We start from the raw sequence: 20,955 nt of genomic DNA on the forward strand, positions 1-20,955 counted from the left end.
ACTTTTAAGTTAAGCTCTCCACATCCACCCTGTAGTCAGACTTTTCAAGGGAGGCAAGGCTCTCTGGCAAGGTTTTTAGCTCTTCCATCAAAAGCTCTCTTATATCTTTGAGCGTAGGGAGTGGTTTTTTGAGCGTGCCTTTGTCTACCACCAGCTCCACAAGACCCCCCTCTCTGTACTTGACTACCTGATCGTAGGACATCTTTCCGTCCGAATAATGCCTTATTATCTGCCTTTTGTAAGGGAAGGTGGCTTTGCCTGGGCTTAGCTTATACTTGGGTTTTCCCTCATACTCCACCAGCTTGTAAGCTATGTCAAGATATGGGGCATCTTCGGAGGTAATAAACTTGGTGCCTACGCCAAAGGCATCTATGGGACATCCTGCAGAGAGCCATCTGTTTATATCATACTCGTCAACACCACCGCTCACTACAATCTTTACATCCCTATAGCCTTCCCTGTCAAATATTTCTCTGACAGCCTTTGAAAGCTCCTCTATGTCTCCACTGTCAAGCCTCACGCCAACAACCTTCACACCTTCCTTCATGAGCTTTACAGCCTTTTTGGCTCCCTCTATGGTATCGTATGTGTCTATAAGAAGCACAGTTCTTTCTGGAAAGGACCTTGCAAAGGCTCTGAAGGCTTCTATCTCTTCATCAAAGACCATTACGAAGGAGTGAGCCATAGTACCAAAAACGGGTATACCGAACTTCATTCCAGCAAGTAGGTTTGATGTACCACTAAAACCAGCTATATAGCTTGCTCTCGCTGCATAAAGCCCAGCCTCTGGCATGTGTGCCCTTCTGAGACCAAAGTCTATTAAGCCTTTACCTCTTGAAACCAAGTAGCTCCTCACCGCCTTTGAAGCTGAGAGCGTTTGAAAGTGTATTATGTTTATGACCAGAGTTTCCAGAATCTGCACATCTGGTAGAGGACCCTCCACTTGAAGGATAGGCTCGTTTTGAAAAACTATCCTGCCCTCAGGTACCGCATACAAGCTTCCCCTAAATTGATACTCTCTCAAGTAATCAAGAAAGCTATCTTTGAACATGTTGAGACTTCTAAGATACATTAACTCTTCATCACCAAACCTGAACCTCTCCATGTAATCTATGAGCGTCTCAAGTCCGCATGAAACTAAAAAGTTTCTGTTTTTGGGAAGCTTTCTTACAAATAGACTAAAAACAGCATTACCAACTTTTGAGTTTTCCAAGTAGCTCTGAGCCATAGTAAGCTCATAGAGGTCTGTGATTAAAGCAGTGGATAGCATAGATAAATTATAAGGCTTTGGCTACAAAGAAGGCGTGCACCTCCAAAGCTCCCACCATCAGTGAAAGCTCTGCCAATCTTGTTATGGTGGCACCAGTTGTCAGAACATCGTCAAATATCAGCACCTTCTTGTTTTCTAAAAGGTCAATAGCCTCATCCTTAAGAAGATGAGTCTGCACCACCTTTAACCTCTCCTCTTTTTTTAATCCTGCGGAAGGAGCTTGAAAACCAACTCTTTTAAATACGCTTATGTAAGGCACTTCAGCACCCTTTAGTATCTCCTCAGCGTGGTTAAAACCCCTTGACCAGTAGCGCCTTAAATTTATAGCAGGAGTGGTTATAATGTCTGGCTTTGTGCTGTCTATATACTCCCACAGGTAAGGAGCTATTACCTTCCCCAGCCAGTGTGCAAGAGGGATGTTAGCATTAAACTTTATGCTGAGTATCACATCCTTTAGAGTGCCTTCGTACAATCCAAACACCCTGTAGGATTTTACATAATCCAATCTTTTGTACTCAGCAGGATGGTGAGGTTTTAAGCTGTTTATGCAATTCTCGCATACAAAACCTTGTTGCCAAGAAGATATCTTACCACCACAGGAGATACAATCCTCCTGACACATACCGAGAGATTTTATAAGCTCTGCAAAAAACCTTATCACCTTTATAATTTTACTGATGTTCAGGGAGAAGATAAAAAGGTTCCACTTTGTAGGTATTGGTGGTATAGGCATGAGCGGAATAGCTCAGGTTCTTCTGGAGATGGGCTACGAGGTCTCTGGTTCTGATATCAGAGAAAACAAAAACACGGAGCTTTTAAGGAAAAAAGGCGCCAGAGTATTTATCGGGCACCGGGCTGAGAATGTTAACAGTGTGGATGTGGTGATCTACTCTTCCGCTGTGTCCGAAAGCAATCCAGAAATAGTGCAAGCCAAGAAAATGGGCATACCCGTAATACCAAGGGGTGATATGCTGGCAGAGCTTTTCAGGCTCAAAGAAGGAATAGCTGTTTGTGGCTCTCACGGAAAGACAACCACCACATCTATGATAGCTCACATGGTTCACGAAGCTGGCTACGACCCAACTGTGATAATAGGAGGAGTGCTCCAAAAGTTTGGTAGCAACGCAAGACTCGGTAAAGACCAGCTCATCATATCAGAAGCGGATGAAAGCGATGGCTCCTTTTTGAAGCTTCTTCCAACCGTAGCGGTGATTACCAACATAGACAGAGAGCACCTGGGATACTATAAGGACCTTGATGAGATAAAGAGTGCCTTTCTGAGGTTTGCCAACAGCGTCCCCTTTTATGGGTTCTGTGTTATGAACGCAGATGACGAAAACTCAAGGGAGGTGATGAAAAGTGTTAAGGCACCTCTTATAACTTTTGGTATAGAAAGAGAAGCACATCTTATGGCAAGAAACCTGAGCTTAGAGGGAGGATGCTACAGTTTTGACCTCTTTTACGAAGGAAAACCGTTAACGAGGATACATATGTCCGTTGCAGGAAGGCACAACGTTTACAACGCTCTTGCAGGCATAGCGGTGTGCCTTCGTATGGGCATTTCGGTAAGCAACATAAAGAAAGCTTTAGAAAGCTTCAAAAATGCTGAAAGAAGGCTTGAGTTTAAGGGCTACTTTAAAGGTGCTGCCGTGTATGACGACTATGGGCACCATCCTACCGAGATAAGGGCTGTTATAAAAGCTTTGAGGGAGATGTATCTCCAAAGGCGTATTGTTCTTGTCTTTCAACCTCACAGATACTCAAGGACTTATTACCTTTTTAAGGATTTTGTGGAGGTTCTCAAAGAAGCCGATGTGTGCCTTTTGACAGACATATACTCAGCAGGTGAGGAAAACTCTTATGGGGTTTCCGCACAAGACCTTGCAAAAGCCGCAGGTTGTGCCTTCTTTGAAAACAAAGAGGAGCTTTTTGATGCTATAGAGAAAAAAGTAAAGGACGCGGATGTGATCCTCTTTATGGGTGCTGGAAGTATATCCCGCTGGTGTGAAGAGTTTTTGGAGACAGTCAAGATATGAAGGGTATATCTGGAAGGGATTGGCTAATACTGAGCCATCTTATAAAACCCCAAAGGCAGATGGAGGAAAAGTACGGATACTTGATAGCTCAGATACTTGCCAACAGAAACTTGGATGACAAGATTTTTGACAACCGGCTAAGGAATCTGCTTCCTTATCACCTCATACCCAACATAGAGCAAGCTGTGGAGAAGATAGCAAGGAGTGTAAAGGAAGGGAAGAGAATAGTTATATACGGGGACTACGATGTGGATGGTGTAACGGGAAGTGCCATCCTTTATGACTTTTTAAAAAAGGCCGGAGCTAAGGTCTATGCTGTGCTTCCCACAAGACAGACAGGCTACGGACTTAGAAAAGAGCTGGTGGAGACTTTTTCTAAGTATGCCCAGCTTCTGATCACCATTGATAACGGCACTACGGCTATTGAGGAACTCAAAGACCCTCCAATAGAAACCATAGTAGTGGACCATCACAATCCCCACGAAGAGCTTCCCAATGCGCTGGTTGTAAACCCAAAGATAGACGAAGGGTTACCCAACGAACTAAAGGAAATATCCTCGGTAGCCTTGAGCTTTTATTTGGTGGCAAGGCTCAGAAGAGAGCTGGAAGTAGATGTGGATGTAAGAGATTACCTTTACCTTACCTCCATAGGCACCATTGCAGATGTTATGCCACTCAATCCTCTGAATCGCATACTTGTATCCAACGGTATCAGGATGCTAAACTACATTGCATCAGGTGGGGAGACAAAAGCTTACGGTATAAAAGTTTTAATGGAGAGCATAGGCATAAGGGGCGAGGTCACCTCAAGGGACATAGCCTTCTCTATAGCTCCAAGGCTCAACGCACCGGGCAGAGTTTCAAAACCGAGTATAGCCATGAACTTGCTCCTATCAAAGGACGAAAATACTGCCAGAATGTGGCTTAAAAAAGTGGAAGAGGCAAACGAGCAGAGAAAGTATATCTCCAATGTAGCTTTTGAAAAAGCTATGAGTGAAATAACTTCCAAAAAGGATAGGAACTTTCTTGTGGTGCGTATGGGCGAGTGGGCAAGTGGAGTGGCTGGCATTGTGGCAGGCAAACTTTCAAGCATGCTTTCAAAACCTTCTGCGGTTTTTTCCGTAGGTAAAGACCTGGCAACCGCTTCCGTAAGAGGCGTGGAAGGTATAAATGTTTACGAGGGGCTAAAAAAGCTTTCACACATGTTTTTAAGGTGGGGAGGGCACACCAGCGCTGCAGGTCTAACCATAAGAAAAGAGCATCTGGACGAGTTTGAAATGATGATTGACCAAGTGTTTTCGGAAATAAAGGGAGAAGAACCAAGATTGTATATAGACATGATCCTGGACCCTACCCATGTGGATGAGGGTGTTCTCAGAAGTCTCAAGATGCTTGAACCTTACGGTGAAGGCTTTCCGCAGCCAGTGTTTGTATCCGAACCTCTGAGGATAGAGAAGATAGAGGAAAACAACGGTAGATGGCTTTTAAAAGCCCAGCCTAACATAAATTTCTTTGCTTACAATGTTCAATGGAGAAAGAACATAGAGAATATCCTTTTCTCAAAAAGAAGGGTAGTTTATACAGTAGATACCAGAAGGAGCAATTTTTTCAACCTTGTGGATGTGGAGGACTTAAATGGCTCTGGGTAAAAGCCACGACGCTGTAAATTTACTATTCCTTCCACTACCTCTTTACTTTTTACCCAAGGAGTTTTATATCCCCTTTACATTAGGCTATTTGATTGGCACCTTTTTCCTGTCTCCAGACCTTGACCTTAAGCACTCCAAGCCTTCCAGAAGGTGGAGGAGCTTAAAAGTTTTGTGGCTACCATATCAAAAAAGCTCAAGGCACAGAGGCATGAGCCATGTACCTATTTTGGGCACCTTCCTAAGGTTAATGTATTTGAACCTTCTGGTAGTTTTTCTTTACTTTGTAGCCATTGGCGTTTTGTATACTGTAAGCCCACATCTATCCTACCCGCTTTTGTCTTTTGACCTTAAAGCTTTCTTTGATCATCTTGCCAAAAGCGAGTCAAGCTTTTACTTTCTTTTGGGACTCTTCCTTTCTGAGGTCCTTCATATGCTTTTGGATGCCCTTTTTACTTTCAGACGTATCTTATAGCCTCCAGTAAACAAAACCCTCTTTAATGGCTGCATCTTTTTCGTAAATGCCTTTTATGTCCACAAGGATGTATGGCTCAGTCATTATTGCCTTGTAAAAGGAAAGGTCAAAACTCTCTAAAAATATGCTGTGTTTGACAGCTAAAAGGATACAGTCATAAGGTGCGTGCGCTTTTAAGTCCTTAAGAAGGTCTATACCGTACTCTTCCTTTACCTCCTTCTGGTTAGCCACAGGGTCGTATACATAAACCTCCATGCCGAACTCTTTTAGCTCCTTATAAAGTTCATAAACCTTGCTGTTTCTGATATCAGGTACATTCTCTTTAAAGGTTATGCCCATCAGCAAAACTTTTGCAGAATTTACCCTTTTACCGCTCTTTATGAGCAGTTTTACTGTCTGATAAGCTACATAGTAAGGCATGTTCTCATTTATCCTTCTTCCCGCCAGAATTAGCTCTGGCACATGTCCAGCCTCTAAGGATTTATGGGCAAGATAGTAGGGGTCTACAGGTATACAGTGTCCACCTACAAGTCCTGGCTCAAACCTCAAAAAGTTCCATTTGGTGCTTGCAGCTTTTAAAACTTCCTTTGTATCAATCCCCAACTTGTGAAATATTACAGAAAGCTCGTTCATGAGAGCTATGTTTATGTCTCTCTGTATGTTCTCTATGACCTTTGCAGCCTCTGCAGTCCTTATATCAGGTGCTCTGTAAACACCCACCTCTATGACTTTGCCATAAACCGATGCTATCAGCTCAAGGGTGCTCTCTGTATCTCCAGCCACCACCTTGACAATTTTTTCTATGGTATGCTCCTTATCACCAGGATTTACTCTCTCTGGTGAGTACCCTACAAAGAAGTCCCTCTTCCACTTTAATCCGCTCTCCTTCTCAAGTATAGGCACGCAGACTTCCTCGGTAGCTCCCGGATAAACGGTGGACTCATACACTACGACGCTACCTTTACTTAAATGCCTTCCTACAGTTTTAGAGGCTTCTTTCAGGAAAGAAAGGTCTGGATTTTTTAGCTTGTCAACAGGTGTGGGAACTGCCACCACTATAAACCTCGCTTCCGATATGCGTCTTTCGTCGCTGGTAAACTCTACACTGTGCTTAAGAAGGTCTTCTTTTTTTATCTCACCTGTGGTATCCACTCCGGAGAGAAGCTCGTCTATTCTTGATACCTTTTTATCGTAACCAACCACTTTGAAGTGCTTGGAAAAAGCTAAAGCCAAAGGAAGGCCCACATAACCAAGTCCAACTACGCAGATTTTCTCCTTGCCTTCCAACAGACTTTTAAAGTCAATCACCTTTCATAGATTATACTATAAAAGCATGATAAGGGTTGTCATAGAAGATAAGGTTTACGAGGTTGAGGCAGGCACACCTCTGGGTGAAATATACCAAATGGCTGGTGTAGAGAATGCTGTAGGAGGAAAGGTAAACGGCAAGATATACGACCTGCAGACGCCCATAAGGGAAGATGCCAATATAGTGCCCATATACAAAAGTGATCCCGAAAGCTTGGAGATACTCAGGCACTCTCTGGCTCACATAATGGCACAGGCACTGAAAGAAATTTACGGAAAAGAGAAGGTACACCTTGGTGTGGGTCCTACAACAGAGGAAGGTTTTTATTACGATGTGGAAATAGAAGGGGTTAGACTGAGCGAGGATGACCTTTCAAAAATAGAAGAAAAGATGAGAGAGATAATACAAAGGAACTATCCCATACTCAGGAGGGAGTTAGACAGGGAGGAGGCTATAAAGCTCTTTGAGAAGCTAAGAGAAAAGTACAAGCTGGAAATTATTAAAGGCATAAGCCCTGATGATGTCATATCCGTGTATGAGCAGAACGACTTTGTTGACCTGTGCCGTGGTCCACACTTGCCTACTACAGGTATGGCAGGAGCTTTTAAGCTTACTCACATAAGCGGAGCTTACTGGAGGGGTGATTCTTCCCAGCCTATGCTACAGAGGATTTACGGCATGGCTTTTTGGGATAGCAAGGAGCTGGAAGAGAGGCTCAAATTTTACGAAGAGGCAAAAAAGAGGGACCACAGAAAGCTCGGGAGAGATCTGGAGTTTTTCATCATAGACGAGGATGTGGGTCCTGGTCTTGTACTCTGGCTTCCAAAGGGAGGTATTTACAGGAAGATTTTGGAAGACTACTGGAGGGAGGAGCATCTCAAGAGAGGCTATCAGTTTGTATACACCCCTCACATAGGAAATGCAAAGCTTTGGCAGATAAGCGGGCACCTTGATTATTACAGACCCAACATGTTTTCTTCCATGCAGGTGGATCAAGAGGAGTACTTTGTAAAACCTATGAACTGCCCCTTCCACATAGCCATATACAAAAGCAAGGTAAGGAGCTACAAAGAATTGCCTCTAAAACTTGCAGAGCTTGGAACAGTTTACAGGTACGAAATGTCTGGCGTCCTGCACGGGCTTATGAGGGTTAGAGGCTTTACTCAGGATGATGCTCACATAATATGCACAGAGGAGCAGGTAGAGGATGTGATACACCAAACCCTTGAGTTTGCCATAAGTATGCTAAGAGACTTTGGTTTTGAGGAGTTTAAAGTTTACATTTCCACCAAGCCGGAGGATGCTATAGGATCTCCTGACCAGTGGCAGCTGGCAGAAAACTCTCTTAAAAAAGCTGTTGAGTCTATGGGAATTCCTTACCAGATAGACGAAGGTGGGGGAGCCTTTTATGGTCCTAAGATAGATGTAAAGATAAAGGATGCCATAGGAAGGCTCTGGCAGTGTTCCACCATACAGTTTGACTTTAACCTTCCTGAACGCTTTGATATGGAGTATGTAGGTCCAGATAACAAAAGGCACAGACCTTACATGATACACAGAGCGCTTTTGGGGTCCATAGAGAGATTCACCGGCATACTTTTAGAGCATTACGCAGGTGCATTGCCCGTCTGGCTATCTCCTGTGCAGGTAAGACTCATACCCATAGGAGAAGCTCACATGGATTATACCAAGAAGCTTGAAAACAGACTAAAAGAGGAAGGCCTTAGGGTAGAAGTAGATGACAGGGATGAGAGATTGAGTGCCAAGATAAGGGATGCGGAAGTGCAAAAGATTCCATATGTGATAGTAATAGGCGATAAGGAAGTGAGTCAGGGTAAGATCTCTGTGAGGAGCAAAAAAGAAGGCAACTTAGGTAGCATGTCAGTTGAAGAGTTTATAAAGCATATCAAAGACAAGATAAAGAGCAAAGCACCATGATAAAAATGCCCCTCATATACATTAGCCTGGAGGAAGAAGAGAGGGGTTTTTTGGAGTATGTAAGCACCATTTTGAAAAAACTAAATCTGACGCCGCTTATACTTTACTCAAAGACCCTTCTTTCTGACCCCATAGGCTACATAACTCAAAGGCAAGAGGAACATAGCCTCTATCAGCAAATAAACAAATTTGTGGGAAATTACTTGGACAAGTTTGAAACTTATGTGAGCTTTGAAGGTATAGAGAAGGTGGTAGACAAGCTTATGTGTGATCATGGCGTAGATATGGCTTTCTTCAGATACAAAAAGCAGCTTTTTAGCAAATCTCTGCCGGAAAAGGTTATGAACAGCTTGCAAGAGCTGAAAATGTGGATATACAAAGACGGATGCCCTCCCCAAATTAGCAGTCTGTGTATACCTGTTGATTTTTCCGAAAGAACCTTAAAGCAGTGGAACTTTTTGGAGTATTTGAAGGAGCATTTCTCTTTAAATTTTAGGCTTGTTTATGCCTTAAACGTGGCAAGGCTCAAAAATAAGCTATCCTCAGAGGAGTATCAGAAACTCTTAAAAGACAAAAAAGACGAAGCCGTGCATCTTCTTAAAGAGATGTTTGGGGATAAACAGTTGGAGCTTGACCTCCTTGAGGAGGACCCCTACAACGGTCTTTCTAAGCACATAAACTCGGGAGACTACAACCTCCTTCTTATCAGCAAAAGAGGTAAAGGGATGGCAAAATTTGTAGGAAGCGTATCCCAGCACCTTACGAGGACGGTAAGATGTCCGCTGATTGTCCTTTAAGCCTTTTTGCTAGGGTATTTCTTGCTCCTTTTTGTCCTGCTGTGAAACCGCTCTTTAGAAAACTCTTTAAAGTAAAGGTTCATGGGCTTGAAAACCTTCCAGAAGGTGGCTACATAGTGGCTTCTAACCACAGAAGCCATCTTGACCCGCCCGTTTTAAACTCAGCATTCCCTAAGCATCTTACCTTTATAGCCAAGGAGGAACTTTTTAAGGTACCTGTATTGGGTGCTTTGCTTCCCCACATGGGAGCTATACCTATAAAGAGGGGTGCAGGAGATATAGAAACTCTTGAGCTTTCCCTGGAACTTCTTCACAGAGGATGCAGGCTGTGCATATTCCCAGAGGGAACAAGGGCAAACCCCGGAGAGTTTTTAAAGCCAAAGCTTGGGGTAGGACTGCTGGCTATAAAGAGCGCAAAACCCGTTGTACCCGTTTACATAGAAGGCACAGATTATGTCCTTCCCAGAGGCAAAAAGTTGCCGTCCCTTAGCCACCCTATACGCGTCTACATAGGAAAACCCAAAAGATACGACTTTTTGGAAGATAACCCAAAAGGCTACAGAACCGCCTCCAACCTGATAATGGAAGAGATAAAAAAGCTGAGTTTCAAATCCTAGTAGTGTGCTATACTTATAAAGCCTTATGTCAAAAGCTTTCTCCTTTGAGATTCTTGCTTCCGAAGGTAATGCAAGGGTAGGAAGGCTTATAACTCCGCACGGCGTTATAGAAACTCCCGTCTTTATGCCTGTGGGAACTCAGGGAACTGTTAAGGCTATGATACATAGACTTTTAGAAGAAATAGGTGTGCAGGTGATCCTTTCTAACACCTACCACCTTTACCTTAGACCAGGTGTGGAGGTTATAGAGCTGGCTGGGGGGCTTCACTCTTTTATAGGGTGGCAAAAACCCATCCTGACGGATAGCGGAGGCTTTCAGGTTTTTTCTCTCTCAAGAAGAAGGACAAAGGATAACAGGTCGGGGGTAAGGGTGTTGGAAGAAGGTGTTGAGTTTAGAGACCACCTTTCTGGCTCTCTTCACTTTTTCACACCAGAAAAGGTAATAGACATGCAGGAGGTTTTTGGTTCTGACTTTATTATGCCTCTTGATGAGTGTGTGGAGTATCCTACCACTTATACCTATGCTCAGGCATCCGTTGAGAGAACTCTAAGATGGCTTGATAGAAGTATAAAGCACAAAAAAAGAGAGGATCAGGCTCTGTTTGGTATAGTGCAGGGTGCTTTCTTTGAAGACCTCAGAAGATACTCTGCCATGGCAACTGTTGAGAGGGATCTCTTTGGTTATGCCATAGGTGGGCTTTCGGTGGGTGAGCCAAAGGAGATTATGTACGCTATGGTGGAAGTGGTGTGCGAGTACTTGCCATGGCAAAAGCCCAGGTACCTTATGGGTGTAGGCATGCCAGAAGACTTGGTAGAATGCGTAGCAAGGGGTATAGATATGTTTGATTGTGTGGCACCCACAAGGATGGCAAGAACTGGCACACTATTTACCTCTCAGGGAAAGATAAACATAACTAACGAAATCTATAAAAAAGACTTCTCTCCTGTGGATGAAGAATGCAACTGTTATACTTGCAGAAACTTTACAAAAGCTTACCTAAGACACCTCTACAAAGCGGATGAAATATCAGCTTACATACTTGGCACCGTACACAATCTTAGCTTTTATCACAAACTCATGAAGGACATAAGAACCGCCATAAAAGAGGGAAGGTTTGAAAGCTTAAGAAGGTCTTGGACGGTTTAAAATTTAGTTTATGTATATTTATGAAGAGGTAAACCCCGAAAGACTCCTTATTCATCTTCACGGCTTTGCCTCAGACTTAAAAAGCTCCAAAGTGAGAACGCTAAGAGACTATGCCCTTGAAAAGAAAAGCTTTTCCTTCTTTGCCATGGACATGGACTATCATACTACCACTACCAGCAAAACCTTAGCAGTTTTAAATGCTCTTGTGCTGGGCTTTTCTCACACTTACCAGCAAATACTCCTTTCGGGTAGCTCGCACGGTGCTTATGTAATTCTCAATTACCTGAAGCTTTATAGCCCAGAGAACATAAAGGGAGTTTTTCTTTTTGCTCCCTCATACTCTACACTGCAGCTAACTGTAGCTCAAGAAGGTACTCAAAAGTGCGAAAGGTGGTTAAAAGGTGAGGAAGAGCTAAAAATAGTTGAGTGTGAAACAGGGATAAATCTCACTATACACAGAGACTTTGCTAAGGACATACTGGAAAGAGGATACGAGATAATACTTAACGGTGAGGTACGTTTCCCCCAAAAACCTCCTGCCCATATACTTATAGTGCATGGCACGGAGGATAAGATAGTACCCGTAGAACACTCAAGGATATTTGCGCAGAAGGTAAAAGTCAAAAAGTATTTGGAGCTAAAGGACGATCACAGACTTAGCAGCACTTTTGAAAAGATAGTATGGCAAGAGGGAATTCTTGAGATTTTTGATTGATACTTATCATAACACTATCCCTCTGGAGGTTTATAGTTATAAATTGTACTAAGCAAAAGGAGGTGTAAGTTATGTTTGAATACAGCGAAAAGGTGCTTGACCACTTTTTAAACCCCAGAAATGTGGGTGTGCTTGAGAATGCCAACGCCATAGGTCAGTGTGGTAATCCTGCCTGCGGTGATGCTATGCTCTTTACTCTCAAGATAAACCCCGAAAACGACATAATAGAGGATGTGAGGTTTAAGACATTTGGATGCGGTTCAGCCATAGCGGTATCCTCACAGCTCACAGAAATGATAAAGGGCAAACCTATAAGCTATGCTCTGAACCTGACCTACAAGGACATATTTGACGAGCTTGGAGGACTGCCACCTCAAAAGATCCATTGCACCAATCTGGGTCTTGAAACGCTTCATGTTGCCATAAAGGACTATCTTATCAAGCAAGGAAGGTTAGAAGAGGCTGAAAAGATACCCGGTTGCTACGAGGAGGAAGAAGAGGAAAGCAAGGAGTTTGAGTTTCTGTCTACATGAGTAAAGTAAGGGCTGTTGCTCTTCTATCTGGAGGGCTTGATAGTAGCTTAGCTGTCCACCTTCTTAAGGACCAAGGCGTTGAGATAAAGGCTCTTTACTTTTATACGGGTTTCTGTATTACCGAACACAAAAGGCGCCTTGGACTTAAGAGGGAAGATGGACAGCAGTATGTCAATCCTGCCTTTAGAGCGGCAGCCCAGCTTAAGGTTCCTATAGAAGTTGTGGATGTATCGGAGGAATACTTTAATATAGTTTTGAATCCCAAGTACGGATACGGTAAGAATGTAAACCCGTGCATAGATTGTAGGGTACTTATGCTCAAAAAGGCAAAGGAGATTATGGAAAAAGAGGAGTATCACTTTGTGATAACAGGAGAGGTTCTCGGTCAAAGACCTATGAGCCAGACAAGAGAGAGACTAAAGCTCATAGAGAGGGAGGCTGGGCTTGAGGGCTATGTGGTAAGACCCCTCTCTGCAAAACTTCTTCCCGAGACTATTCCAGAAAAACTCGGCTGGATATCCAGAGAAAAGCTCCTTGGTATAAGAGGAAGAGGAAGAAATGTGCAAATAAATTTGGCAAAAAAGTATGGGCTTGATTATGAACAGCCTGCAGGAGGATGCTGCTATCTGACGGATGAAAATTATGCAGCCAGATTTAAGGAAGCTCTTGTGGTTGAAGGCTCTATTACGAGAGAGGACCTGGTACTTTTTTCTGTAGGAAGACATCTTAGACTTCCATCAAAGGTAAAGCTTACGGTGGCAAGGAACGAAGGAGAGGTAAAATTTCTAAAAACCTTTAAAAATCGTTATCCACATGCTTACAGAAAGGATGGGAAAGGAACCTTTGTACTCATAAAAGGAAGCTTGCCAGAAGAAGAGTATAAGCTGGTAGCGGACATAGTAGCAAGGTATTCTAAAAGAGAGCCCTGCCAGGTGGTGCTGTGCATAGGTGGTAGAGAGATAGAGTTGCAGGGAGAACCTCTTGAGGACCATCTTCTGGAAAGCTTTAAAATATATAGTAAGGAAGGAGTGATAAAATGAAGCTGGAAGACATAAAGCCGGATGTTGTGCACGATGTGGTGGGTACCTTCTGCCCCGTGCCTATAGCAGAGACATCCAAGGTCATGAAAAGTATGCAGATAGGTCAGGTGCTGGAGCTTATAGCTGACGATCCTGGTGTGGTTGAGGACATACCTGCATGGTGCAATGCCACGGGACAGGAGTTTCTTGGAATGTATGAGGAGGATGGAGAGTATCACCTCTTTGTGAGAAAATTAAAGGAGCTATGAAGGATAGAATAACCTTTGACACAAACCTCAAACAGCTCCTTGAGGAGTTTCCTAAGATAAGAGAGCTTCTTTACGAATACGGGCTTAGAAAGCTTGAAGAGGAGGACATTACGGACGTAGTGCTTGACAAGCTGACCCTCAAAGGATTTTTCCGTATGATGGATTTGGATGATGAAGCTCAGGGAATTTTGTGGGAAAAGATACAACATTTATACAAAGAATCGGAGGATTGAAGATGATGGAAAAGGAGTACAGAGAAGTGGAAGATATTTTGAAAAAGATGAGGCCTGCCCTCAAAGACCATCACGGGGACTTAAAAGTTGTTGAGATCAAAGAGGGAAATGTTTATCTTCAATTTGAAGGTGGTTGTACAGAATGTCCTATAGTTGACGCCAGCTTAAAAGAAGTGGTGGATATGGCTATACGTGGAAATCTCTCTTGGGTCAAAAAGGTGGAAATACTCCAACCCAGACTCCACATTGGATGAACTTATCAGGGAAGACGGAAGTTTATGGCATAGTAGGTTTTCCTGTCAAACACTCCCTCTCACCTGTTTTTCAGAATGCATTTTTTGAGTACCTTTCCTTAGATGCTGTTTACGTGCCTTTTGAGGTAAAGCCAGACAGTTTCAAAGAAGCCTTCTTGGGTCTTAAGGCTCTTGGTGTAAAAGGTGTAAACATAACAGTGCCTTTTAAGGAGAGGGCTTTTGAGCTTTGTGATCTTTCTGACGAACCTTCAAAGGTTATACGGGCTGTCAATACAGTTAAGTTTACAGACAGGATAGAGGGATACAACACAGACTGGATAGGTTTTCTCAGAGCGCTCAGAGAGCTTGAGAAGGAGCTTGAAGGTAAAAAAGTGCTGGTTTTAGGTGCTGGTGGCACAGCAAAGGCTGTGGTTTATGCTCTCAGCAGGGAAGGATGTTATATTTACATATTCAACAGGACATACGAAAGAGCCATTGAGCTTGCCAGAAACTTCTCCGCACAGGTGGTAAAAAAGCCTGAGGATGTGCTTGATGATGCGGACATAATAATAAACACCACTTCGGTAGGTCTATCAGATGATGATCCTCCTCTCTTTGATTACCAAATGCTAAGGGACCATCACATAGTTTTTGATGTTATATACAGAAGCACACCTCTTGTAAAAACTGCTTTAAAGAAGGGGGCAAAGGCTCAAAATGGGCTTTCTATGCTTATCTATCAAGGAATGGAGAGTTTTAGAATATGGACAGGCTTGGAAGCGCCTGTGAGTGTGGCTATAAATAGCCTTTCCGATTATGTGTTATCATAAAAAGCATGGACACTTTTGTCCTTGATACAAGTGTTTTTACAAATCCGGATGTATACCATCAGTTTGAAGAGGATCAACTGGGGGCTATAGAAAACTTTATTTCCCTTGCATCTCATACCAATGCTAACTTCTTTATGCCCACATCTGTGTATTACGAATTTACCAAGATGGTGAGCCTGGGGGACCTTGCTCCCAAATTTGAACTGGTGGTCAGAATACGATCACCAAGAAAGTGGGGGCTGATGGTGCCTGCCGAGTTTCTCTACGAGTTTATAGAGGAGGTAAGATACAGGATAAACAAAGGTTTGAGAATAGCTGAAGAACACACCAAAGAGGCTGGAAAGCTGGCGGAAGAGGAGGTGGGAAGGGTGGTAAACAGACTGAGGGAAAAATACAGAGAGGCGCTAAGGGCAGGCATCATAGACAGTAAGGAGGATGTTGATGTCCTGCTTCTCTCTTACGAGCTTGACGCCATACTTGTTTCTGGTGATGAGGGTCTTAGAAAGTGGGCAGACAGGGTGGGCATAAAACTCATAGACCCAAAAAACCTTAGGTACATAATGGAGAACCTCACCAAGGTAGGAAGGTAAGAGCTAATCTATTACAGACCCACCTTTTAGAAGGTGTCCCAAAAGACCAGTCATGTTGAGAAAAACTTTGTCAAACTCCAGCAGGTAATATCTGCCTTTCTTCTCCAACGACCTTTCGGCAATCTGGATATGTGCAGAAGCATGTTTCATCTGTTCAAGAAAGAGAAGGGCATTTTCCTTTTTGTTGAACCTACATCTGAAGGTTCTGTAAACCTTTCCTTCGGACCTCACCATCTGACATGCCTTGAATATGCCCTCCAGAAAGGCTTCTCCTATCTCCTTATAGAGGCTTTCATTTTTTTCGACCTGTTCTTCTTCTATAAAGAGTGCCAGTCTCAAAAGTCTATTGGTATAGTAATCTGCTGGTAGACCCAGCATGTTTAGGGATGTCACCTTTATGTCGTTGATGTTGGCATAGCTGGTTATGTACTTTACCCTTTTATCGCGCTCAGCATCCTCTTTAAACACAACCCCCTCTCTTTTCTCTTGGTTGAGCTTTTTCAGGAGGCGCTTTATCTCCTCTATCTGCGTCAGCTCAAACCTTCCAAACATCTCCACATGAGGAAGTCCGTATTTGTCTATAATCCTGAGCTTTTCCCTGTACGGTAAAAAGCCCTGCTCTCCCTTTTTCATAATATCAAAGACAAAGAAGGCTATGTCTTCTTGGATGTATGGGGGGAACTCCTCCACATAGGGATTTTCTGGACCTGCCACCTCCGCACACAGGACAAGATGGGGATTTTCTTCAAAGAACTTCTCACTTATAAACTCTCTCACTCTGTCAGTGGTGAAGGGGCATATGTATCCACCCCTTGTCAAAGTGTAAATCTCTCCTTTGTAAGAGAATATCCGAGTGTTGTATCCGTCCACCTTCTCCTCTACCCATACAGGTGCATTAAACTGCTCTGGAAGGCCAGTTGTGAGCTGAAATATTCTTCCTATGTGTGGGTAGCCCCACACCACAAAGTCCTTAAAGATGGCAGTACCTCTGGGTATGTCTTTGTAGTCATCGGTGAATCTGAGGTACTCTATATCCTTAAAAACTTCCGTTCTTACCTTGTTTTTCTTCAGTGCTTCTTTGACTATCTGTGCATCTATCATCAACAGCTTTATTATACCAATGTTGTAAATTTATATAGGATGGAGAGGATAAGGAACTTTTCCATAATAGCGCATGTGGACCATGGCAAGTCTACCCTGGCGGATAGGCTTCTTGAATTTACTGGAGCCGTGTCAAGGCGTGAGCTAAAAGAGCAGATGCTAGACACTCTGGAGATAGAGAGGGAGAGGGGTATAACCATAAAGCTCCAAGCTGTCAAGATGTTTTACAGAGCAAAGGACGGAAACACCTATACCCTACACCTGATAGACACACCTGGACATGTGGACTTTTCTTACGAAGTTTCAAGGGCTCTTGCTGCCTGTGAGGGGGCAGTGCTTCTTGTGGATGCAACGCAGGGAATAGAAGCCCAAACGGTAGCTAACTTTTGGAAAGCTGTGGAGCAAGACCTTGTGATACTACCCGTTATCAACAAAATAGACCTTCCTTCTGCAGAGCCAGATAGGGTAAAAAGACAGATACAGGATGTGCTGGGACTTCCCTCCGAAGATGTTCTGCTGGTATCTGCCAAGGAAGGCATAGGTATAGAGGAAGTGCTAGAAGCTATAGTAAATCGCATACCCCCACCCAAGGGAGACACCCAAAAGCCTCTAAAAGCTCTCATATTTGACTCTTACTACGACCAGTACAGGGGTGCTGTGGCTTTTGTGAGGATTTTTGATGGTGAGATAAAGCCCGGTATGCGCATAAGGCTGTTCTCCACGGGAAAGGAGTTTGAGGTGGTAGAAGTAGGTGCTCAAACACCCAAGATGACCAAGTTGGAGAAACTTACCACAGGAGATGTGGGATACATAGCCGCTTCCATAAAAGACCTTAGGGACATAAAGATAGGAGACACCATAACGGATGCCAAAAACCCTGTGGAAAGTCCTGTACCCGGCTTTAGACCTGTCAAGCCTATGGTTTATGCAGGTATATACCCTTCCGAAGGATACACCTATGAACAGCTGAGGGATGCACTTGAAAAGTATGCCATAAACGACGCAGCCATTCAGTACGAGCCAGAAACCTCCCCTGCGCTGGGTTTGGGTTTTAGAGTAGGCTTTTTGGGACTGTTGCATATGGAGATAGTCCAAGAGAGGCTTGAAAGAGAGTATGGCGTTAGCATCATCACCACCGCACCCAGCGTAGTATACAGGGTGAGACTAAAGAGCGGTGAGATAAAAGAGATAAGAAATCCCTCAGACCTCCCAGAAAACTGGGGCATTGTGGAAGCCATAGAAGAGCCTTTTGTCCTCCTTACCATCATAACACCCAAGGATTTTGTTGGCAACATTATAAATCTTTGTCAGGAGAAGCGAGGTGTGCAGCAAAAGTTTCTTTACCTTGACCCAAACACCGTCATGCTTGAGTACCACATGCCCCTTAGCGAGATCATAATGGACTTTCACGACAAGATAAAGGGATTATCTAAGGGGTATGCCTCTTACGATTATGAATTTCTGGGCTTTAAAGAGGAGGACCTTGTAAGGCTCAATGTGTTTATAAACAACCAGCCTGTTGATGCCCTTTCCTTTATAGTGCACAGGGAGAAAGCTTACAGAAGGGCAAGGCAGTTGGTGGAAAAGCTCAAGGAGGTAATACCAAGACAGCTCTTTGAGGTGAAGGTGCAGGCAGGGATAGGGAGCAAGGTCATAGCCTCTGAAAGAATACCACCACTCAGGGCAAATGTGACAGCCAAGTGCTACGGTGGAGACATAACAAGAAAGAAAAAGCTTCTTGAAAAGCAGAAGGAGGGTAAAAAGAGACTCAAACAGTTTGGGAAGGTAGAGCTTCCCCAAGAGGCCTTTTTGGCGGTGCTGAAGGTGGAGTGAAAACTCCTTATGGAGAACTTAGAGAAAGCAAGAAAGTTTATACAGGAGCTTGAAAGCAACAGGGTAAAACTAAAAAGGAGCTACGGCGTAGGCATTTATCTTTTTAACCTCCTCAAGCAACACCTGGAATCCACATATCTTAACCTTCTTAAGGAGTTTGACAAGCTCCCTATAGAAAAGCGCATAGGTATACTCAAAGTCATAAAAGGAAGACTCAGCCAGCCTGCCTACAAAAAGGCGGTGGATTTTTCTCATGTGGAGAAAAAGCCCATAGAGAAGTTTTTTCTGCCTATTGAAAAGGTCAGTATTCTTGACCAGAAAGAGAAGAAGCTTTTGAAAGCTCTTGGTATAAATGACCTTTACTCGGCTCTGTGGTATCTTCCTGTCAGATACGAAGACAGAAGGCTCAACAACTCAATAAAAACCACCAAGCCAGGACAAAAGGTAGCGCTAAAGCTAAGAGTGTTGGAAACAGGTTATGACCCTTCGGAGAAGTATCCCGCATATGTAAAGTGTGAGGATGGTACTGGCATTTTGTATCTGCGCTTTCGCTACAAAGACCAAAAGCCCCTTTATGCTTTCAAAAAGGGGTCTTATATAGTAGCCTACGGAAGACTCAAAGAGTTCAAAGGTGAGAAGTACATGGTGCATCCAGAGGTTTCCTTCCAAGAGGAAGAATTTGGCAAAATCCTACCCTTTTACTACATAAGAAGCAAAGGAGAGATAAAAGCCATATCTTCCAAAACCAGACACAGAAAGATAAGACAAGCCATAGGAAAGCTCCTTGAGTATGTCAAGTACATGCCGGAGTATCTTCCTGAGGAGCTACTGCAAAAGTATCAATTTCCAAATATAGCGGAAAGTCTTTATATGGCACACAGTCCTCAGGATGGGGATGAGGATGCACTCAACAGTCGCGCAACTCCTTTTCAGAGAAGGCTTATCTACGAAGAGCTTTTCCTCTTTCAGCTCCTTCTTCAAATAAGAAAGAGGCAGATAAGCAACCTTGAGGCAGTAAAGCTCTCCCACCCAGAGAAACATACGGAGGAACTAATCAGCACACTACCTTTTAAACTAACAGAAGCCCAAAGAAGGGTCCTTGAAGAGATAGCAAAAGACTTAAAGACGGGAAAGCCTATGAACAGGCTGCTTCAGGGGGATGTGGGGAGTGGCAAAACGGTGGTGGCTATGGCTGTATCTTACGCTTTTGCCAGAGAGGGCTACCAGTGCGCCATAATGGCTCCCACAGAGATACTGGCACAGCAACATTACGAGAACTTTAAAAGATTTCTTGAGCCCCTGGGGGTAAAGGTGGGCTTGCTGACAAGTTCCGTTAAAGGTTCTGCAAGAAATAGCGTTTATAGGCACATCTCTGCAGGAAATATAAGCGTTCTTATAGGTACGCATGCTCTTCTTCAAGACAGGTTGGAATTTGAAAACTTAGCCTTTGTGGTGATAGATGAGCAACACAGGTTTGGTGTGATGCAAAGAAGGGAGATGCTCAGCAAAGGTAAGAATCTTTTCCCTCACTGCCTTGTAATGAGCGCAACACCCATACCAAGAACTTTAGCTCTCTCCCTTTACGGTGACCTGGACATATCCATCATAGACCAGATGCCAGAAGGCAGAAAACCAGTAATTACAAAGTTGATATTTGAATCACAGATGGAAAAGTGTATTAGCTTTATAAGGAGCGAGCTTGAAAAAGGCGGAAAGGTATACGTGGTTTATCCTCTCATAGAAGGCTCTGAGAAGGTGGAGCTAAAGTCAGCAACGGAAAGCTACATGCTCTGGAAAAGTCTATTTCCAGACAGGAAGGTGCTTTTGATGCACGGCAGGCTAAAGGATCAGGAAAAGGAGGCGGTTATGCGGGAGTTTAAAGAAAGCGCAGACATTCTGGTTTCTACCACCGTGATAGAGGTGGGTGTGGATGTGCCATCGGCAACTGTTATGGTGATAGAGTCGGCTCATATGTTCGGGTTATCTCAGATACACCAGCTCAGAGGCAGAGTAGGAAGGTCAGAAAGGCAAGGGTACTGCTTTTTAGTGGTGCCAGACAGCCTCAAAAATACGGATGCTGAAGCCATAAAAAGGCTCAGGGTGCTGGTGCAAACGAGCGATGGCTTCAAAATAGCTGAAGAAGACCTCAAGATGAGGGGTCCTGGTGAGCTTCTGGGTGCTTCCCAATCGGGTTATTTTGGTTTTACTGTTGCCAGTTTGGCAAGGGCGGAAGATAGATACCTGCTGGAGCTTGCCAAAGAAGACGCAAAAGCAATGATAGAGAAGCTTAACCATATGGAAAACCTGAAGAAAGTCTTAGCTTACAGATACAAGGATAGCATAGATATGAGCTACATAGCTTGA

General features: G+C 43.7%; 21 protein-coding genes. 17 read left to right on the forward strand and 4 right to left on the reverse strand.

The annotated features are described in order from the left end of the window. Positions 1 to 4 precede the first annotated feature (4 nt). Together HTH_RS06520 and HTH_RS06525 are read right to left on the reverse strand one after the other, a co-directional pair. Positions 5 to 1,270, reverse strand: a complete 1,266-nt coding sequence (locus HTH_RS06520) for a nicotinate phosphoribosyltransferase (protein WP_012963923.1) — start codon at positions 1,268 to 1,270, stop codon at positions 5 to 7. 7 nt (positions 1,271 to 1,277) lie between these two features. Then, complete coding sequence (locus HTH_RS06525; RefSeq protein WP_012963924.1) at positions 1,278 to 1,931, reverse strand: ComF family protein; 654 nt, start codon at positions 1,929 to 1,931, stop codon at positions 1,278 to 1,280. A 16-nt stretch (positions 1,932 to 1,947) separates the two neighbouring features. Here HTH_RS06525 and murC point away from each other — a divergent pair, with 16 nt between their 5' ends. From murC to HTH_RS06540, 3 genes are read left to right on the forward strand one after another with little or no spacing between them, the layout of a single operon-like run. Continuing rightward, positions 1,948 to 3,306, forward strand: coding sequence for a UDP-N-acetylmuramate--L-alanine ligase (gene murC, locus HTH_RS06530; RefSeq protein ID WP_012963925.1), 1,359 nt, complete (start codon positions 1,948 to 1,950; stop codon positions 3,304 to 3,306). Continuing rightward, entirely contained in the window at positions 3,303 to 4,955 is a 1,653-nt protein-coding gene (recJ, locus tag HTH_RS06535) for a single-stranded-DNA-specific exonuclease RecJ (protein ID WP_012963926.1), read from the forward strand. The genes murC and recJ overlap by 4 nt, the downstream gene beginning before the upstream one ends. Beyond that, on the forward strand, positions 4,942 to 5,427 hold the full coding sequence (locus HTH_RS06540) for a DUF2227 family putative metal-binding protein (protein WP_012963927.1): 486 nt from the start codon (positions 4,942 to 4,944) through the stop codon (positions 5,425 to 5,427). Before recJ ends, HTH_RS06540 begins: the two co-directional genes overlap by 14 nt. On the opposite strand, the gene HTH_RS06545 is transcribed toward HTH_RS06540, so the two are convergent. Then, positions 5,422 to 6,735 carry a nucleotide sugar dehydrogenase gene (locus HTH_RS06545; protein WP_012963928.1) on the reverse strand — a complete coding sequence of 438 codons (1,314 nt, stop codon included), beginning with the start codon at positions 6,733 to 6,735 and terminating at the stop codon, positions 5,422 to 5,424. The genes HTH_RS06540 and HTH_RS06545 overlap by 6 nt on opposite strands. Positions 6,736 to 6,760: 25 nt before the next feature. On the opposite strand from HTH_RS06545, the gene thrS reads away from it, so the two are divergent. The 12 genes from thrS (at position 6,761) to HTH_RS06605 (ending at position 15,657) form a co-directional block, all read left to right on the forward strand. Continuing rightward, entirely contained in the window at positions 6,761 to 8,674 is a 1,914-nt protein-coding gene (thrS, locus tag HTH_RS06550; RefSeq protein WP_012963929.1) for a threonine--tRNA ligase, read from the forward strand. Then, entirely contained in the window at positions 8,671 to 9,471 is an 801-nt protein-coding gene (locus HTH_RS06555; protein ID WP_012963930.1) for a universal stress protein, read from the forward strand. The genes thrS and HTH_RS06555 overlap by 4 nt, the downstream gene beginning before the upstream one ends. Next, the gene (locus HTH_RS06560) at positions 9,450 to 10,088 is read left to right on the forward strand and encodes a lysophospholipid acyltransferase family protein (RefSeq protein WP_012963931.1); all 639 of its coding nucleotides are present in this window, start codon (positions 9,450 to 9,452) and stop codon (positions 10,086 to 10,088) included. Before HTH_RS06555 ends, HTH_RS06560 begins: the two co-directional genes overlap by 22 nt. Positions 10,089 to 10,113: 25 nt before the next feature. Next, complete coding sequence (gene tgt, locus HTH_RS06565; RefSeq protein WP_012963932.1) at positions 10,114 to 11,235, forward strand: tRNA guanosine(34) transglycosylase Tgt; 1,122 nt, start codon at positions 10,114 to 10,116, stop codon at positions 11,233 to 11,235. A 10-nt stretch (positions 11,236 to 11,245) separates the two neighbouring features. Beyond that, positions 11,246 to 11,950: a YqiA/YcfP family alpha/beta fold hydrolase gene (locus HTH_RS06570; RefSeq protein WP_012963933.1), complete on the forward strand. Its 705-nt coding sequence runs from the start codon at positions 11,246 to 11,248 to the stop codon at positions 11,948 to 11,950. Positions 11,951 to 12,021: 71 nt separating this feature from the next. Beyond that, positions 12,022 to 12,483 carry an iron-sulfur cluster assembly scaffold protein gene (locus HTH_RS06575; RefSeq protein WP_012963934.1) on the forward strand — a complete coding sequence of 154 codons (462 nt, stop codon included), beginning with the start codon at positions 12,022 to 12,024 and terminating at the stop codon, positions 12,481 to 12,483. Then, a complete protein-coding gene (locus HTH_RS06580) occupies positions 12,480 to 13,523 on the forward strand; it encodes an MnmA/TRMU family protein (RefSeq protein WP_012963935.1) in 1,044 nt (347 codons plus the stop codon). The genes HTH_RS06575 and HTH_RS06580 overlap by 4 nt, the downstream gene beginning before the upstream one ends. After that, positions 13,520 to 13,771, forward strand: a complete 252-nt coding sequence (locus HTH_RS06585) for a sulfurtransferase TusA family protein (RefSeq protein WP_012963936.1) — start codon at positions 13,520 to 13,522, stop codon at positions 13,769 to 13,771. The genes HTH_RS06580 and HTH_RS06585 overlap by 4 nt, the downstream gene beginning before the upstream one ends. Continuing rightward, the gene (locus HTH_RS06590; protein ID WP_012963937.1) at positions 13,768 to 14,004 is read left to right on the forward strand and encodes a DUF1858 domain-containing protein; all 237 of its coding nucleotides are present in this window, start codon (positions 13,768 to 13,770) and stop codon (positions 14,002 to 14,004) included. The genes HTH_RS06585 and HTH_RS06590 overlap by 4 nt, the downstream gene beginning before the upstream one ends. A 2-nt stretch (positions 14,005 to 14,006) precedes the next feature. Next, entirely contained in the window at positions 14,007 to 14,258 is a 252-nt protein-coding gene (locus tag HTH_RS06595; RefSeq protein WP_012963938.1) for a NifU family protein, read from the forward strand. Next, the gene (gene aroE / locus HTH_RS06600) at positions 14,255 to 15,067 is read left to right on the forward strand and encodes a shikimate dehydrogenase (protein WP_012963939.1); all 813 of its coding nucleotides are present in this window, start codon (positions 14,255 to 14,257) and stop codon (positions 15,065 to 15,067) included. The genes HTH_RS06595 and aroE overlap by 4 nt, the downstream gene beginning before the upstream one ends. Before the next feature lie 5 nt (positions 15,068 to 15,072). Next, positions 15,073 to 15,657 (forward strand): RNA ligase partner protein, encoded by a 585-nt coding sequence (locus HTH_RS06605; RefSeq protein WP_012963940.1) that lies wholly within the window; start codon positions 15,073 to 15,075, stop codon positions 15,655 to 15,657. Between the two features lie 3 nt (positions 15,658 to 15,660). Here HTH_RS06605 and HTH_RS06610 read toward each other — a convergent pair whose 3' ends face one another. Further along, positions 15,661 to 16,758 carry an RNA ligase gene (locus HTH_RS06610; protein ID WP_012963941.1) on the reverse strand — a complete coding sequence of 366 codons (1,098 nt, stop codon included), beginning with the start codon at positions 16,756 to 16,758 and terminating at the stop codon, positions 15,661 to 15,663. 39 nt (positions 16,759 to 16,797) lie between these two features. Between HTH_RS06610 and lepA the strand changes: the two genes are divergently transcribed. Both lepA and recG read left to right on the forward strand, forming a co-directional pair. Further along, on the forward strand, positions 16,798 to 18,591 hold the full coding sequence (lepA, locus tag HTH_RS06615; protein ID WP_012963942.1) for a translation elongation factor 4: 1,794 nt from the start codon (positions 16,798 to 16,800) through the stop codon (positions 18,589 to 18,591). Positions 18,592 to 18,600: 9 nt separating this feature from the next. After that, the gene (gene recG, locus HTH_RS06620; RefSeq protein ID WP_012963943.1) at positions 18,601 to 20,955 is read left to right on the forward strand and encodes an ATP-dependent DNA helicase RecG; all 2,355 of its coding nucleotides are present in this window, start codon (positions 18,601 to 18,603) and stop codon (positions 20,953 to 20,955) included.

The organism is Hydrogenobacter thermophilus TK-6 (genome assembly GCF_000010785.1).
GTDB lineage: Bacteria > Aquificota > Aquificia > Aquificales > Aquificaceae > Hydrogenobacter > Hydrogenobacter thermophilus.